17 protein-coding genes are annotated in these 13,837 nt (G+C 33.5%); 13 read left to right on the top strand and 4 right to left on the bottom strand.

Annotation, left to right across the window (positions count from 1 at the left end; genetic code table 11):
* Positions 1 to 11: 11 nt before the first annotated feature.
* The 9 genes from Q0R51_RS01640 to Q0R51_RS01600 all read left to right on the top strand — a co-directional run bounded on the left by Q0R51_RS01640 (position 12) and on the right by Q0R51_RS01600 (position 6,569).
* Complete coding sequence (locus Q0R51_RS01640) at positions 12 to 776, top strand: ABC transporter permease (RefSeq protein ID WP_294756229.1); 765 nt, start codon at positions 12 to 14, stop codon at positions 774 to 776.
* A 76-nt stretch (positions 777 to 852) separates the two neighbouring features.
* Positions 853 to 1,206 carry a GntR family transcriptional regulator gene (locus tag Q0R51_RS01635; RefSeq protein ID WP_294756228.1) on the top strand — a complete coding sequence of 118 codons (354 nt, stop codon included), beginning with the start codon at positions 853 to 855 and terminating at the stop codon, positions 1,204 to 1,206.
* Between the two features lie 10 nt (positions 1,207 to 1,216).
* The gene (locus tag Q0R51_RS01630; RefSeq protein ID WP_294756227.1) at positions 1,217 to 1,921 is read left to right on the top strand and encodes an ATP-binding cassette domain-containing protein; all 705 of its coding nucleotides are present in this window, start codon (positions 1,217 to 1,219) and stop codon (positions 1,919 to 1,921) included.
* Entirely contained in the window at positions 1,921 to 2,730 is an 810-nt protein-coding gene (locus Q0R51_RS01625) for a hypothetical protein (RefSeq protein WP_122026086.1), read from the top strand. The genes Q0R51_RS01630 and Q0R51_RS01625 overlap by 1 nt, the downstream gene beginning before the upstream one ends.
* 43 nt (positions 2,731 to 2,773) lie before the next feature.
* Positions 2,774 to 3,601, top strand: coding sequence for a hypothetical protein (locus Q0R51_RS01620; RefSeq protein ID WP_294756225.1), 828 nt, complete (start codon positions 2,774 to 2,776; stop codon positions 3,599 to 3,601).
* Between the two features lie 76 nt (positions 3,602 to 3,677).
* Positions 3,678 to 4,517 (top strand): hypothetical protein, encoded by an 840-nt coding sequence (locus Q0R51_RS01615; RefSeq protein ID WP_294756222.1) that lies wholly within the window; start codon positions 3,678 to 3,680, stop codon positions 4,515 to 4,517.
* A gap of 140 nt (positions 4,518 to 4,657) precedes the next feature.
* Positions 4,658 to 5,023 carry a GntR family transcriptional regulator gene (locus tag Q0R51_RS01610; protein WP_046324860.1) on the top strand — a complete coding sequence of 122 codons (366 nt, stop codon included), beginning with the start codon at positions 4,658 to 4,660 and terminating at the stop codon, positions 5,021 to 5,023.
* On the top strand, positions 5,023 to 5,730 hold the full coding sequence (locus tag Q0R51_RS01605; protein WP_294756221.1) for an ATP-binding cassette domain-containing protein: 708 nt from the start codon (positions 5,023 to 5,025) through the stop codon (positions 5,728 to 5,730). Before Q0R51_RS01610 ends, Q0R51_RS01605 begins: the two co-directional genes overlap by 1 nt.
* The gene (locus Q0R51_RS01600) at positions 5,730 to 6,569 is read left to right on the top strand and encodes a hypothetical protein (protein WP_294756219.1); all 840 of its coding nucleotides are present in this window, start codon (positions 5,730 to 5,732) and stop codon (positions 6,567 to 6,569) included. Before Q0R51_RS01605 ends, Q0R51_RS01600 begins: the two co-directional genes overlap by 1 nt.
* A 266-nt stretch (positions 6,570 to 6,835) precedes the next feature.
* Here the strand turns inward: Q0R51_RS01600 and Q0R51_RS01595 are convergent, their stop codons facing one another.
* Both Q0R51_RS01595 and lepB read right to left on the bottom strand, forming a co-directional pair.
* Complete coding sequence (locus Q0R51_RS01595) at positions 6,836 to 7,027, bottom strand: LBP_cg2779 family protein (protein WP_046324857.1); 192 nt, start codon at positions 7,025 to 7,027, stop codon at positions 6,836 to 6,838.
* Positions 7,028 to 7,089: 62 nt separating this feature from the next.
* Positions 7,090 to 7,668 (bottom strand): signal peptidase I, encoded by a 579-nt coding sequence (lepB, locus tag Q0R51_RS01590; protein WP_294756217.1) that lies wholly within the window; start codon positions 7,666 to 7,668, stop codon positions 7,090 to 7,092.
* A gap of 84 nt (positions 7,669 to 7,752) precedes the next feature.
* Between lepB and Q0R51_RS01585 the strand changes: the two genes are divergently transcribed.
* Genes Q0R51_RS01585 through Q0R51_RS01570 form a run of 4 tightly spaced genes read left to right on the top strand, consistent with a single transcriptional unit; the run spans position 7,753 to position 11,642 of the window.
* Positions 7,753 to 8,508 (top strand): SAM-dependent methyltransferase, encoded by a 756-nt coding sequence (locus tag Q0R51_RS01585; RefSeq protein ID WP_294756216.1) that lies wholly within the window; start codon positions 7,753 to 7,755, stop codon positions 8,506 to 8,508.
* On the top strand, positions 8,498 to 9,472 hold the full coding sequence (locus tag Q0R51_RS01580) for a hypothetical protein (protein WP_294756215.1): 975 nt from the start codon (positions 8,498 to 8,500) through the stop codon (positions 9,470 to 9,472). The genes Q0R51_RS01585 and Q0R51_RS01580 overlap by 11 nt, the downstream gene beginning before the upstream one ends.
* The gene (locus Q0R51_RS01575) at positions 9,456 to 10,841 is read left to right on the top strand and encodes an RsmB/NOP family class I SAM-dependent RNA methyltransferase (RefSeq protein ID WP_294756213.1); all 1,386 of its coding nucleotides are present in this window, start codon (positions 9,456 to 9,458) and stop codon (positions 10,839 to 10,841) included. The genes Q0R51_RS01580 and Q0R51_RS01575 overlap by 17 nt, the downstream gene beginning before the upstream one ends.
* A 15-nt stretch (positions 10,842 to 10,856) precedes the next feature.
* Positions 10,857 to 11,642, top strand: coding sequence for an HAD family hydrolase (locus Q0R51_RS01570; RefSeq protein ID WP_122037596.1), 786 nt, complete (start codon positions 10,857 to 10,859; stop codon positions 11,640 to 11,642).
* Between the two features lie 69 nt (positions 11,643 to 11,711).
* Here the strand turns inward: Q0R51_RS01570 and fni are convergent, their stop codons facing one another.
* Positions 11,712 to 12,728: a type 2 isopentenyl-diphosphate Delta-isomerase gene (fni, locus tag Q0R51_RS01565; protein ID WP_294756211.1), complete on the bottom strand. Its 1,017-nt coding sequence runs from the start codon at positions 12,726 to 12,728 to the stop codon at positions 11,712 to 11,714.
* Between the two features lie 9 nt (positions 12,729 to 12,737).
* Positions 12,738 to 13,820, bottom strand: a complete 1,083-nt coding sequence (locus Q0R51_RS01560) for a phosphomevalonate kinase (RefSeq protein WP_122026071.1) — start codon at positions 13,818 to 13,820, stop codon at positions 12,738 to 12,740.
* Positions 13,821 to 13,837 lie beyond the last annotated feature (17 nt).

Below are 13,837 nucleotides of genomic sequence, written 5' to 3'. Positions count from 1 at the left end.
AGATCAATAAAATGATTTATAGTATTAAGCAAGAATTATATAAATTAGTGCACCGCAAAATTACTTGGATTGCAGCTATTATATTATTTTTTCTAATGCTTATTACCGGTTTCGCTTTAGCAGATGAAAGTAAAAAGCTAATTTTAACATTAACTTTTGATTCATCTGATTTCATAATGTTTATCCTAGTGATAGTTGGTGCCACGTGTTTTTCGATGGAATTTCAAAACAATACGATTTTGACACTTTTATATAAGTCTTCTAATAAAATATATGTTTACTTATCGAAGTATATTGTTTTGTTTTTATACGATATTTTTCTGCATCTGCTAGCTCTTTTTTATACCATTTGTCTGCGCTATACCATATTTAATTACCAAGTTAACTGGTCAGCGTCATATCTATATCATCAGCCAGTATGGCTAAACATGATAACTGCTTCTCTAATAGATTTAGTAACTACAATGTTAATTATTGCTATTGTTTTTTTATTCTCGTGTCTAATTAATAGTAGTGCAATTGTAATTACAGCAAGCCTGTTAGTGACATTCATAGGTCAAAACATTTCTTCCGACTTAATGAACGGGGGCAAACTGGTAAACATTATGAAATGGAACCCTTTTAATATGGTGGACTTAACCCGGCAATATGGTAATTATGGCATGTATGTTTTAACTACCCACCTGAATAACCAAGAGCTTTTTATGGGTAGTCTAGTCTATATTCTTATTTTTGTGATTACCGGCTATTTAATCTTTCGCAGAAAAAGATTTTAAGTAAGTAATTGCATAACTTTTAAGTTTATTGTAATATTATAGTGTATTATAAATGTAATACAGTTAGAGGGAAAATATGAAGTTTAAAGATGATAGGCCGATATATGTTCAAATCCAAGAAAATTTATGTCGCCAAATAATTACCGGAAAACTTAAACCCAGTCAAAAAATTCCATCTGTCCGTAGTTTAGCAACCCATCTAATGGTCAACGTGAACACCATACAAAAAGCGCTCAAACATATGACTACGTCGGGGCTTTTAATTACTAAAAGAGGAGAGGGTAATTTTGTGACTAATGATAAAAAATTACTGGAAAAAATTAAAAGAGACATTATCAGATCTGAACAAAGTAAATTTGTGCATAATATGAAGGCCTTAGGAGTTTCAGCGCGACAGCTTAATTTAATTTTAACTAAACACTTAAAGTAGGGAGTAAAAAATGGAAAATCTATTGGAAATAAGAGATTTAACTTACAAGAAAAATTTAAAAACAATTTTGGATAACATCAATTTAAATTTACAACCAGGAAAAATTGTAGCCCTTCTAGGTGAGAATGGTGCTGGGAAGACAACTTTAATGCGCATCATCAGTGGCATGGCCAAAAACTATCACGGGACAGTTACTATTTCAGGCGAGAATAATGTTGCAGAAAGAAAGGCACATCTGTCATTTACTGATGGATTATCTGGTTTTGCTAATTCAACGAAAATCAAAGAAATTGTTAAATTTTATAAGGTCATCTATCAAGATTTTGATCAAAATCAATTTGAACAGTTGCGTCAGTTTATGAAATTAGATTCAGAGATGCGCTTATCTGAAATGTCCAAAGGAATGAAAGAAAAGTTAATCATTGCCCTGGCATTTTCGCGCAAAGTTGACCTTTATTTATTAGATGAGCCCTTTTCGGGGATAGATGCCATGGCGCGCAAAAAAATAATTAATTCGATCATTTTATGGAAACCGGAAAATTCAACGATTCTTGTTTCAGATCATTTTGTCAACGAAATAGCCAGTATGCTTGATGAAATCGTCATTATTAAAGACAAAACCATTTACACGCACAAATCTACTGAAGAGATCCGCGAGCTTCATAAAAGTGTTGAAGATTATTATGAAGGTTTATACGATGCGGAGGAGGAATAATGAACGTTTTCAATCATTTGTTTGAAAAGTTACTGCAGAAAAAAGCCAAAAATGTTTATCTTTTAGTTATTCTGCAATTCATTAGTTCTCTAGCTTCAGCATTCTTTACTTATTTTAGTTTTTATTCTGGCAGATTTCACTTTAATTCGAACAATAATCTCGAGTTTTTACCAGGATGGATGGCACTGTTTGCATCATTAACTTTCTTGTTCGGACCGATTTTGCTCATTTTAACTGTAGTTGAAAATGAACGGTTAAATAGAAATCAAACCTGGCGTTTAGCACCAATTAGTGATGGCAAGTTTTATGTTGCCAATATCTTAAGTTCATTTGTTTCATTGGTTTATTTTGTGCTCTTAGATGTGTTAATTGCAATTTGTTTTTTATTTTTATCAATATTTACTAATTCTAAATTTGGCAAAAATTTACAGTTTGAAGTTGATTTAAACAGTACTGCAATTTTTGATTTTATTGGCATTATGTTACTGCTAATTCTTACTTGTCTTTTTCTTTACTTTTTGGTTAGTTTTCTTAACTTTTCCAGTCAAGCAATTTTAGACTTTTTACCACATGCATCAAGTCATATTTTAATTTCTTTTGTGCGCATATTTATAATTATCGTCTTGGTAGGATTACTAGTTAGACTCTATAGTGTCTTTGCAAACTATATTATCAATATACTTTTACTAAGATCTACAGGTCTTGCCGGATTGGAATCCGTTGTATTAATGATGTTTATTATTGATTTAATAATACTTGGCATTAACGTCTTCTTAATCAATCACTTTTTTGAAGCAGGAGAGAAGTAAAACCTAATACTGTTTCATTGTTTTCAGAGGAGAAGGGAAAAGCATGACCTCTTTTAAAAATTTATTTGGCAGATTCTTTGTAGAAAAAGCCAAGAAAGTTTATTCATTTTTAATTATACAATTAGTTGGTGCCTTAGCATTTTCTGTTTTTGGGCTGCTGATTGGTACAGGTGAGTTTGGTGAATTTTTAAATCTTTACACTGAACTTTTACCTGATTGGCTAATGGGTTTTTGTCTATTGAGTGTCTTTTTTATCATTTTCTTTTTTATTTATATGGCTGTCAAAAATGAGCGGATTAATCGCTGTCAAACTTGGCGTTTAACTGCAATCACTGATGAAAAATTTTATATTGCTAATAGTTTAAGTTCGTTTATAACTTTTATCTATTTCATTATTCTTAACATTATTGTTGCAGGCATTTTACTATTTGTTTCATTTTTTATGGACAAGGCATTTCGTAATTCATGTGAAAGAATGTTTAAGCAATTTAGACCAAATTTTGAACTGAATACAATTCGTTTAATTTTTGATATCATGTTACTCTTACTTTTATGTTGCTTTTTCATTTCGTTATTGATCAGCTTTTTAAATTTTTCCAGTAAAGCGATCATGGATTATCTTCCTGTAGCTTCAAGTGGGTTAATTGTCAAACTATTACATATTTTTATTGTTATCCTAATAGCCTGGCTTTTTACCAAAGTAGAAAAAATTTTTGTCGACCAATTTTTAGGCAGCCTTTTGCATTTTTTAAACTTAAATCCGTTTTACAACAACACTTTACCCTATCTTAATTTAATTGTTGTAGTTGTTAATTTAATTGTGTTCGTCATTAATATCTTTTTATTTAAGCATTTCTTTGAAGCAGAGTAAAAAAAAGAGGCATAATACCAATTTTATATGAGCGACAATTTGGCATCGAGCAAAATTAAAAAATAAGGAGTTCAAAATGGCAGAATTTAACAGGTTATTTAATCGATTATTTAAAATTAAAACTAAAAAATTACACATATTACTTTTTTTCCAGGTAATTGCAGCTCTTGCATGTGCCTTTTTTACATATTATGAAGTAATCAATTGGCATATCCGCAAAAATCCCCAAAACAATGTCGGAATTTTACCGGAATGGGCATTATATTTTGTCTTCTTGGCCTTTTTTGTTATTTTTTTTGTTTATTTTATTACGCCGTTACAAAGCGAGAAATTTAATCGCAGTCAAACTTGGCGCTTAGCTGCAATAAGCGATGGGCAATTTTATCTTGTTAATGTATTAAGCACGTTCGTATCTTTTATTTACTTTATTGTACTTGAATTCGTCACAGTAATGATATTACTGTTTTCATCGTATCTGACCGACAAGCCTGTTGTATACTTTTTCCGCGATTTATTAAAAAGCATTCTACGCAATCTTGACATTAATGTATTCTGGATAATACTTGGTACGATCGTTTTAGCTATTTTAAGTTGTTTCTTTTTATATTTTGTTATCAGTTTCTTTAATTTTGCCAGCCGAGCAATACTAGATTTTGTCCCTGCAAACATTAATGGAGCAGTTGTGAAAGTATTACACATAGTCATAATCTTCGGCTTAATCTGGTTCTTCTTTAAAATCCAAAATATCTTTGTTTACCAAGTTCTTTTATCAGTGATTCATCCGACTAATTATGGACTTAATCTTTCTAGTAGTTTAACTTTTGCAATTTTGGCAAACGCAATTAGCGATCTTATTTTATTAGGCAGCAATATTTTCCTAATTAATCATTTTTATGAAGCAACTGAACATAAGTAGGGTTACTAATTAAAAGTAGAAACTTACCAACTATTTACAAAAAGTAGTTTAACTACAAATGTTAAAAGGTTTGCGGAAAAAATCAATCTAGTTTATGATAGTGTATTATAGGTGTATTACGGCCAAAGGATGGTGGACTTGTGGAATTTAAAGATAACATTCCCATTTACTTACAAATTAAGCAATACCTATATCGACAAATAATTACCGGCAAATTGAAGCCAGGTAAAAAAATCCCTTCTGTACGTGAACTGGCAGTGCAACTCACTGTTAATGTCAACACGGTGCAACGTGCCTTGCAACAGATGAATTTTGAAGGTATTTTGTACACCAAGAGGGGAGAAGGTAATTTTGTCACTGAAGATACTACTTTACTTGATAAAACAAAAAGGGAACTAATTAATGCGGAACTAGATAAGTTTGTACATAGTATGAATTCTTTAGGAGTATCTGACGAACAAATTCTCATATCTTTATCTGAATATCTTAAAGAGGAGCGTGAATAATGGCAAACCCTTTAGAAATAACCGATTTGGTTTACAAAAAGAACCAGAAAAAAATTATTACTGATTTAAATTTAACACTCAAACCAGGAAAAATTGTCGCTCTTTTGGGCGAAAACGGTGCAGGTAAAACTACTTTGATGCGAATTATCAGTGGTGTTGCTAAAAATTATCATGGTACTGTTAAAGTTGCTGGTTTTACTAAAGAGGCTGACAGAAAAGAGCATCTTTCTTTTACTGATGGCTTAACTGGATTTTCTAACTCCGTTAAAATTAATGAAATCGTCAAGTTTTACCAAATTTTATACCATGATTTTAGTCTAAAACAATTTAAGCAGTTAAAAACATTCATGAATTTAGATTCTGACCTGCGCTTATCTGAAATGTCTAAAGGAATGAAAGAAAAGCTGATAATTGCTCTAACTTTTTCCAGGAAAACGGATTTATATCTTCTGGATGAACCTTTTTCCGGAATTGATGCTATGGCTCGTAATAAAATTATTAAATCGATCATCTTATGGAAGCAGGAAAAGTCTACTATTTTAATTTCTGATCATTTTGTCAATGAGATTGCGGCGGTTCTCGATGAAGTTGTCATTATCAAAAATAAGACAATTTGTATGCAAAAGTCTACTGAAGAAATTAGAGCGGATAACCAAACAGTAGAAGATTTTTATGAAAGCTTTTACCAGAGAGAGGAGGAGGAATAATGGCAATTTTTAATCGTTATTTTACCGTACTCTTTAGGTTAAAAACTAAATGGATTTCTCTTCTGTTAATTATCCAGACTGTTGCCTCATTTGCGATGACTTTTTTCAATTTTAATAACGGCCACGTTTATGTCAACAGACAAATTTTTTCTAACTTTTTTACATTATGGCTAGCTATTTTTATTGTACAAGCATGGCTGTTCACTGGAATCTTTTATTTAACTACCTGTTTTCAAAATGAAAGAGTGAGTGGTAATCAGACTTGGCGCTTAATACCAATTGATGATAAAAAGTTCTACTTTGATAACATTTTAAGTTCATTTGCTGCCTTACTTTTCTTTGTAATATTGGAAATTATCTGCACATTAATTTTAAGTGTTGTAACTTTCACTTTTGATAGTCAGTTTCATCGCTCCCTAATCGAAATGTTTGCTGATATTGGCAGACATTTGCAACAAGTTGACTTAGAGATTATGTTTAATTTCTTTGGTGCACTTATGATGGTTATTCTTTGCGCATTTTTTGGGTACTTCATAATCAGCTTTTTAAATTACTCAAGTCGTGCACTTTTAGACTTCCTGCCGCAAGCGCTCAGCAAAGCTTATTTTCGAATAATTGCCGTTTTAGTCATTATTTTAGTTGCCTGGCTTGCAATCAAAGCCAGTAACATTGGCCTACAAATAATTTCGTTTCCGTTTAGGTTTATGTTAGGAGAAACCACAGGTACAAATGATGATTTAGCTATAGCATTATTATTAATGCTTCTAATTAACATATTGTTTTGGTTTTTTGACACCATTCTTTTCAGTAAGTTTTTTGAGGCAAGGGAAGGTAAATAAAAATAGGCATACTAAAAGACGCTAAAAAATTTTTTAGCGTCTTTTTAACAGCCAAAAAAGAGCCATGAGACAAATAATAAAAATGTTAAACCAGATAAAAGACAAAAGGCGATATAGTCTAAGCAACAATGCTTTTAGCTACTAAACTTTGCAAAAGTAGAATATTTTTGCAACTAGTCCTATAATGAGCATTCTTCTAAATTTACCAAAAATAAAAGCCTGCAATTATCCAAGATGAACTGCAGGCTATATTTATAACAAACTTTTCAATGATTCGCAGCAAGGTAATCATACAGCTGATTGATTTCTTCAGGAGTAAATTCACCTTCACCAGTTTTCATCGCATGAATCTTTTCAACTGACAAATGACTAGCAAAAGCTAAATCCGTATCAGTAACATGATGTTTGACTTGAAAGTCAATAATTGCATCGGATAATTCCTCTAACTGCTGATTCATATTAAATTCTCCTTTACAATTTATTTTAACGGAAAAATACTAAAATTCAAAGAAAATTAAAGTTAAAAACCTTGAATTTTATTAAATGGCCAATACCTGAATTTGACTTTACCAATCAGATTCTGTCTTTTAACAGGTCCAAACATATGCGAATCCTTAGATATATCGCGGTGATCACCCATTACCCAATAATAACCCTTAGGGACTTTATAAGTAAAATTGGTCGTATACGTCTGTCCTTGAGCATTATTAGCTTTTTTAAAATGATTTTCTAGATAAGGCTCAGGTAAGAGCTTACCATTGACGTACATCTTATCATTCTTGGAAACCAGTTTATCTCCGGGTAAACCAATGATGCGCTTAATGTAATAAGCACCAGGGGTATCATTTGCGGCTTTAGGGGCTAGCAATACAACTACATCATTGCGCTTGGGCTTGAAATGGCGGACAGCGATTAAGCGGTCATTATCTTCAAAGGTTGGTTGCATTGATGGCCCTGAAACTCTATCATTAGAAAGTACGAAATGGAATAAAACAAAGAAAACTCCTAAAATTACTGCCATCATTATGACGACATCAAGAATAAATTTGCCTAAGCTTTCTTCCTCTTCGTCTTGGTTTTTTGTAACTTTTTTTGCCATAAAATATTCTCCTTTTTCATGTTACTCTTTATTATAACTGAAATCTGGTCGTTTGAATGTTAAAATCATTATAGGTATTTGATAATGACAGATTTTTTAAGTAAAATTAACCAATTGGATGCCAGACTCAATATTGAGCTAGTGCATCAACAAGTAGTGGAAATAAATAATATCGTTACTACCATAAGGCAAAAGCAGGTTTTAAAAAGAGCACCCAAAAAGCTGGGATTTTTACCCGATATTGCTGAGGAAATTTGCCACAAATTTAATTCTAGGGAGCAAATAGAAGATTTTAAAACGATTAATCAGCTGCTAAATAATACCCGGCAATTTTTAGCAATTAAGTTTGGCCTATGGTCAATTCCAAATCTAGAAACAGCCCAAGTAATTAAAGATCAGCTAAAAGTTAACACTGGGTTAGAAATAATGGCAGGTAACGGCTATTGGAGTAAAGCATTGTCTCAGGTTGGCGTCAAAATGACTGCCACGGATAATTTAGATTGGTCAAGGACTTCAAACACTGGCGTTAAAGCATTTGTGCCGGTTAGTAATTATGATGCTGCAAAAGCTGTCAAGCAGTTTAGTGATGTCGATTTGATAATTTGCTCCTGGGCGCCTAACTTTGGCAACAGTGATGAAAAAGTCGTTAACGCTTGGCAAAAATTAAATTCTGCCACACATTTATTGTTTGTAGGTGAAAGAAATGGTGTGACCAACTCTGCAAGTTTTTGGCAAAAGGAGCCATTTCTTCATTCAAAGGAACTAAGGCTAATCAACCAGACATTTACAAGTTTTGATTTTATTGATGAACAAATTTTTGAGATAGCACATGAAATTTAAAAAAACAATTTTAGTTATTATTATATTTTTATCGTTTCTAGGAATTGGCAGTATGCTGTCAAACGTTCAGTCACGAGAAGCGGATCAACTACTTGAGGCATATGGTCTAAGTAATAATACCCGCTACATTGAAATAAAAAATAAGCAAAATGTTAGATCTTTTTTGCTTTATTTGCAAAAAAAATATCCCCATAACAAAATTCAAGTTCATATGACTTGCAGATCTAAAAAAAATCAAACTTTGGTCTGGTCAAACCATGATGTATTAAACTTGCCGACAGAGTCTGGCAGATATTTTACTAAAGAAGACTTTAAAGGCCGGGTTTCTTTTGCTGTACTGGGATTAAATGCGAAAGTCCATACCTATAAGGTGCAAGGAAACGAATATGTTTATTTGAATAAGAAATATTATACAGTTATAGGTACTTTAAAACATTATCGCCAAATGAAACAAGATAGTTATTATCTTACTACTAGTCCCAAACAGCCAACAGGAAAATTTAAATTACGTGATTATCAAATTATAATAGATAGTTCAAATAAAGTAATTCGTCAAATTGCCAAACATTATGGGGTTAAGGCTAAAACACCGCTTTTTGTGAAAAACCACCAAATACATCAGTTTTCAATCATTAGGGAAATTTTATTTATCATCGTCTTCTTGTTAATTGCTTCTTTTAGCAATTTAGTTTTAGCTTTTATAGATTGGAAAACGGTTAAGTCAACTCACTTAAAGGGTAACTTATTGCGTAATTGGTTAATAAATCATGGTATTAGAATCTTATTGATTGAATTATTGGTAACTATCAGTGCATATTTCTTCTTAATATGGCGCACATTTCTATCTAAGCCGCAGCATTTAATCTGGCTCCTCATGGGCTGCTGGATCATCATTTCTATTTTATACAGCATATGCGTCTTGCATTTATTACGAAAGGATCAAAATAATGCCAGAACTGCCTGAAGATTTTAAAGAAAAATACATTAAGTTATTAGGAGCAAGTCGAGCACAGCAGTTTTTCAATTCACTAACTGATAGTCCCAAAAGTGCATTTCGCGTTAATTCATTAAAAGAAAACGACTGTCTTTCTTGTGATCCAAAAAAAGAGGTTTCAGGTATACCCAAAGCCTATTATGGTAAAATCAGTGGTCAAGATCCAGCATGGATAAGTGGGGCTGTTTATTCACAGGAACCAACGGCAATGTTTCCAGCATTATTTGTTGAAGCGCGTCCGGGACAAAAAGTGCTTGATTTATGTGCCGCACCAGGTGGCAAGAGTACTGCAATTAGCGAACAACTAAAAGGTGAAGGACTTTTGGTCGCAAATGAAATTTCACACGCTAGAGCAAAAGTATTACGCGAAAATCTTGAACGTTGGGGCACAACAAATTCTTTAATTGTCAGCGAAAAGCCAGAAAAATTAGTACAGTATTTTCCTCATTATTTTGATAAAATTTTAGTTGATGCACCCTGTAGTGGCGAAGGTATGTTTCGTAAAAATTCTCAGGCTATTAAGTATTGGTCACAAAATTATGTCATGCTTTGCCAAAAACGGCAAAAGGAAATTTTGAATGCTGCTGTCCAAATGTTAAAACCAGAAGGAGAATTAGTCTATTCAACCTGTACATATTCTCCAGAGGAAAATGAACAAATAGTTTCGTGGCTAAGCCAAAAATTTAATTTGACTATTATGCCACTAAACGTAAAAACGCGCGCTCTTGCTCATGGACACCCTGAATGGGCTGACAATAACCCTGATTTAATTAAAACAGTACGATTTTGGCCTACGGCTGACCTAGGTGAAGGGCAATTTGCTGCAAAATTAAAATTATCACCAAACGTGATGGTTCAAGCCAAAATCTCGCCAAATCAAAAAAAGAAGAAAAAAAGAAGGCCTCAAAAAGAAGCTCTAACTAAATCTGAAATTCAATTAATAGCGGAAGTACTAGATAAATTTAATTTACCAGCAACAATAAAAAATTGGCGGTTAAATAGTCGAGTACGTAATAGTCACGTTTTTATTCCGGCATTATCAGATAGTGCGAATCTTCATTTGCAGATACTAGCAAATGGCGTTGAACTGGGTGTGTTAAAGAAAAATCGTTTTGAACCCGGACATCAATTAGCCATGGTGTTAGCAGAACAGAAACAAAACAGAGTAGTTGAACTAAGCAGGGAAAGCTATTTAAAGTATTTACACGGAGAAACATTAAGAACGCAAGCTAACGAAACAGGTTTTGTTTTAGTCAGTTGCCAAAATTTTATTTTAGGTTTTGGTAAAATCAGTAATCATATTATTAAGAATTATTACCCTAAGGGACTACGAGTTTAATAGAAAGAAAAAAGAATGATTAAACTAATCGCTACAGATATGGACGGAACTTGGTTAACAGATCAGAAAACGTATGATCAGGAATTGTTTTTGCAAGAATTTCAGATTATGCAAAAAAAGGGAATTAAGTTTGTTGTTGCCAGCGGAAATCAGTTTGAAAATTTATATTCGCGATTTCCACAAGTGGCCAATCAGCTATTCTACATAGCGGAGAATGGGGCACTAGTAGCACAAGGCAAGCAGGTAATTCACGTTGATTGTCTTTCTGAAAAGGACTGGCAGACAATCATGAAGATAATTCAGGAAAGTAATGAAAAAGTCACGGTTTCGGGTCTTGCCAGCGCTTATATTTTAAAAAAAGATGGACCTGAGTACGCTAAAGAACTAAAAAAGTACTATGAAAAACTGACAGTTGTTGAGAGTTTTAATCACCTTGATGATCAAATCTTCAAAGTTACGTTTGATGTTGCTGAAAATAAAATGCCGCATCTTTTAGAAAAATTAAGACGTAATTATCCTGAAATTGATTTTGTTTCTGGCTCTTCTTCATCGATAGATATGTCAACAAAAGGTATGAATAAGGCAAAGGGTTTACAGTTTTTAAGTAGTAAATTCAAAATTAATCCTAAGGAAATGGTAACTTTTGGTGATAGTGGCAATGACGTGGGAATGCTAAAATATGCTGGTACCAGTTATGCCACAGGAACTGCACTTCCTGTGGCTAAGAAGGCTGCTACTCACATTATAGGGTCAAGCAACGACAGCGCTGTTCAAAAAGAGATATGGCGTCTATTAAATTAAAAAAGGACCAAAAAACCACAAATAACTTATGTAAGACTACAGTTATTTGTGGCTATTTTTTATAAAAAACTATAATAGCTGATCAATGGCTGTTTTCAGCGGTAAATCATAATATTTTTTGATTTTGGTTAACTTTGTTAAATCATTTTGACCGTAAATAGCTAGCAGGTTAGCAAGTTCTTCTTGCCATTCTAAAATAAGATTTTGCAAATAATTATCATCATGTTTGATTAAAGCTTGCAGAAAAACATTTGAGATACCGACTGCTTTTCCACCTAGACATAATCCCTTAAAAACGTCCAAAGGATTACGCACGCCGCCTGAGACAATAAAATAAGCATGCTGTTTAGCAGCCATTAAGCTTGAAATGACAGTGGGTAAGCCGATATCATTCAGATAAGAAACATCATTGGTATTACGAGCATTTTCTATCTGGGCAAAATTGGTACCGCCACTGCCCGCAACATCGAAAAATTTGAAGCCTTCATTTTTTAGCAAAAGAATTGTTCTTTCATCTAAACCAAAGCCGACCTCTTTAATGATAATTGGCACTGTTACTTTTTGACGCAATTCTTTTAAATTATTTAGCCAATAAAAGTCACGGTCTCCTTCAGGCATGGCTATTTCTTGCACTGCATTCAGGTGAACTTGTAAAGCATCCGCATTTAATTCTGTAACTATTTTTTGCGCTTGTTCGGCGGAGGTTTTAGCATTTACATTTGCAATTAAAACGCCAGCAGGATCTTGCTGACGTGCAATCAAAAAGCTGTCACTAAGAGAAGGCTCCTTAGTCAAAATACTGGCAGAGCCGAGTGCCAAAGCAATATTGGTTTTAGCGGCAACTTGTCCCAATTTCTTATTAACCAAATAGGATTTATGAGAACCGCCGGTCATTGCATTAATAAAAAAGGGGGCTGCCACTTTTTTGCCAAACATTGTCGTTTGTATGGCTTTGATACTTACTTCAGTTTCTGGTAAAGCCGGCCGCACCAAATGCATCTGATCAAAACTATTTTGTTTATTATCTTGATAAAATTTTTGTGCTAAAACCAAATGTTCTTCTTTACGATTAGATCTAAGTGACATGGTCTTCCTCTAGTCTGCAACTCGAATTTGATGAACGCGAAAGTCTAGCGGCATTATACCGTTTTGGCGCCATTTATCTTCAAGATAGGCAGTATCTGTATTTGCATCAGCGATTACAATACCACAGTCGCCGTTACCGGCACCGGAAGTTTTAGCAGCTCCTCCAAATGATTCGGCGATATTGATCAGTTGGGAAAGTCGCGGAATTTCAATTGCAATCTGATTTATTTGTGCAAAATGCTGCAACAATTTGCGGTTAACTCGAATTTGCTTTTTTATTAACTGAATATCTTGTTGTTCAAATCCGGCAATCATCTTTAGTACGCATTTACGCGAAAGCCTGAGAAATTCTTGATATTGTCCGTTTAAGGCGGCCTTATTGGCATTAGTTTCATCAACAAGCCGCGAAGTGGAGGCAGGCTTTTGACTCCAGCCAATCATCAGTTTTAAGCCGGCGGGAGGGGTTAAAAGTTGTATCTTCAAACCAGGCCAGGCTTCATTGACCACTTCCGATAATGTTTTATGAGCAAGTTCATTAGCAAGCCATTGTTTATCAAAAGTCTGATAAGCAATCCAACCACCATAAACACTGGCTGCAATGTCACCAGCCGAACCGTTTCCTTGAACTGAATAATGAGAAATGGCTGATAATTTATAAACTAATTCATTACTAAAAGCAACATTATAAAAACGCAAGATTGCTTTGACTGTGGCTACTGTAACTGCAGCACTGGAGCCCAAACCATATTTTTTCCCATCCGAAGAATCAAGATCTGAATTGACGTATAAATCATAGACTTTCATCTTGACTTTTTGTTCCAAGCAGAAACGTTCCGTGTATGAAATTGCAGCCAAAATATATTCGAATGGATTATCACGATTGTCAATAACCATTTTTGCGCCATTTCTAACCCAATGAATGGAGCTTTGAGAATATTGTTTAGAGTGGATTAAACCAGTTTTTGATTTCGACTTAATGATTGAAACGCGAATAAATTGATTGACTGCGACTAAAATTGCAGGACAATCTTGTTCTAATACTGCGTACTCGCCAGCTATGTATAATTTTCCGGGTGCTTGTTCTGTTATCAAAAGAATTAAATCTCCTA

The sequence above is a fragment of the uncultured Lactobacillus sp. genome (assembly GCF_946477725.1).
In the GTDB taxonomy this organism is placed as follows: Bacteria; Bacillota; Bacilli; order Lactobacillales; family Lactobacillaceae; genus Lactobacillus.
Note: the sequence above shows the minus strand (reverse complement) of the source record. Positions and strands in the feature narration are given on the sequence as shown.

What these genes read in the sequence shown, in the direction of transcription:
- Q0R51_RS01640 (WP_294756229.1), top strand. Translation starts at nt 12, where the DNA reads ATGATTTATAGTATTAAGCAAGAATTATATAAATTAGTGCACCGCAAA.
- Q0R51_RS01635 (WP_294756228.1), top strand. Translation starts at nt 853, where the DNA reads ATGAAGTTTAAAGATGATAGGCCGATATATGTTCAAATCCAAGAAAAT.
- Q0R51_RS01630 (WP_294756227.1), top strand. Translation starts at nt 1,217, where the DNA reads ATGGAAAATCTATTGGAAATAAGAGATTTAACTTACAAGAAAAATTTA.
- Q0R51_RS01625 (WP_122026086.1), top strand. Translation starts at nt 1,921, where the DNA reads ATGAACGTTTTCAATCATTTGTTTGAAAAGTTACTGCAGAAAAAAGCC.
- Q0R51_RS01620 (WP_294756225.1), top strand. Translation starts at nt 2,774, where the DNA reads ATGACCTCTTTTAAAAATTTATTTGGCAGATTCTTTGTAGAAAAAGCC.
- Q0R51_RS01615 (WP_294756222.1), top strand. Translation starts at nt 3,678, where the DNA reads ATGGCAGAATTTAACAGGTTATTTAATCGATTATTTAAAATTAAAACT.
- Q0R51_RS01605 (WP_294756221.1), top strand. Translation starts at nt 5,023, where the DNA reads ATGGCAAACCCTTTAGAAATAACCGATTTGGTTTACAAAAAGAACCAG.
- Q0R51_RS01600 (WP_294756219.1), top strand. Translation starts at nt 5,730, where the DNA reads ATGGCAATTTTTAATCGTTATTTTACCGTACTCTTTAGGTTAAAAACT.
- Q0R51_RS01595 (WP_046324857.1), bottom strand. Translation starts at nt 7,027, where the DNA reads ATGAATCAGCAGTTAGAGGAATTATCCGATGCAATTATTGACTTTCAA.
- lepB (WP_294756217.1), bottom strand. Translation starts at nt 7,668, where the DNA reads ATGGCAAAAAAAGTTACAAAAAACCAAGACGAAGAGGAAGAAAGCTTA.
- Q0R51_RS01585 (WP_294756216.1), top strand. Translation starts at nt 7,753, where the DNA reads ATGACAGATTTTTTAAGTAAAATTAACCAATTGGATGCCAGACTCAAT.
- Q0R51_RS01580 (WP_294756215.1), top strand. Translation starts at nt 8,498, where the DNA reads ATGAAATTTAAAAAAACAATTTTAGTTATTATTATATTTTTATCGTTT.
- Q0R51_RS01575 (WP_294756213.1), top strand. Translation starts at nt 9,456, where the DNA reads ATGCCAGAACTGCCTGAAGATTTTAAAGAAAAATACATTAAGTTATTA.
- Q0R51_RS01570 (WP_122037596.1), top strand. Translation starts at nt 10,857, where the DNA reads ATGATTAAACTAATCGCTACAGATATGGACGGAACTTGGTTAACAGAT.
- fni (WP_294756211.1), bottom strand. Translation starts at nt 12,728, where the DNA reads ATGTCACTTAGATCTAATCGTAAAGAAGAACATTTGGTTTTAGCACAA.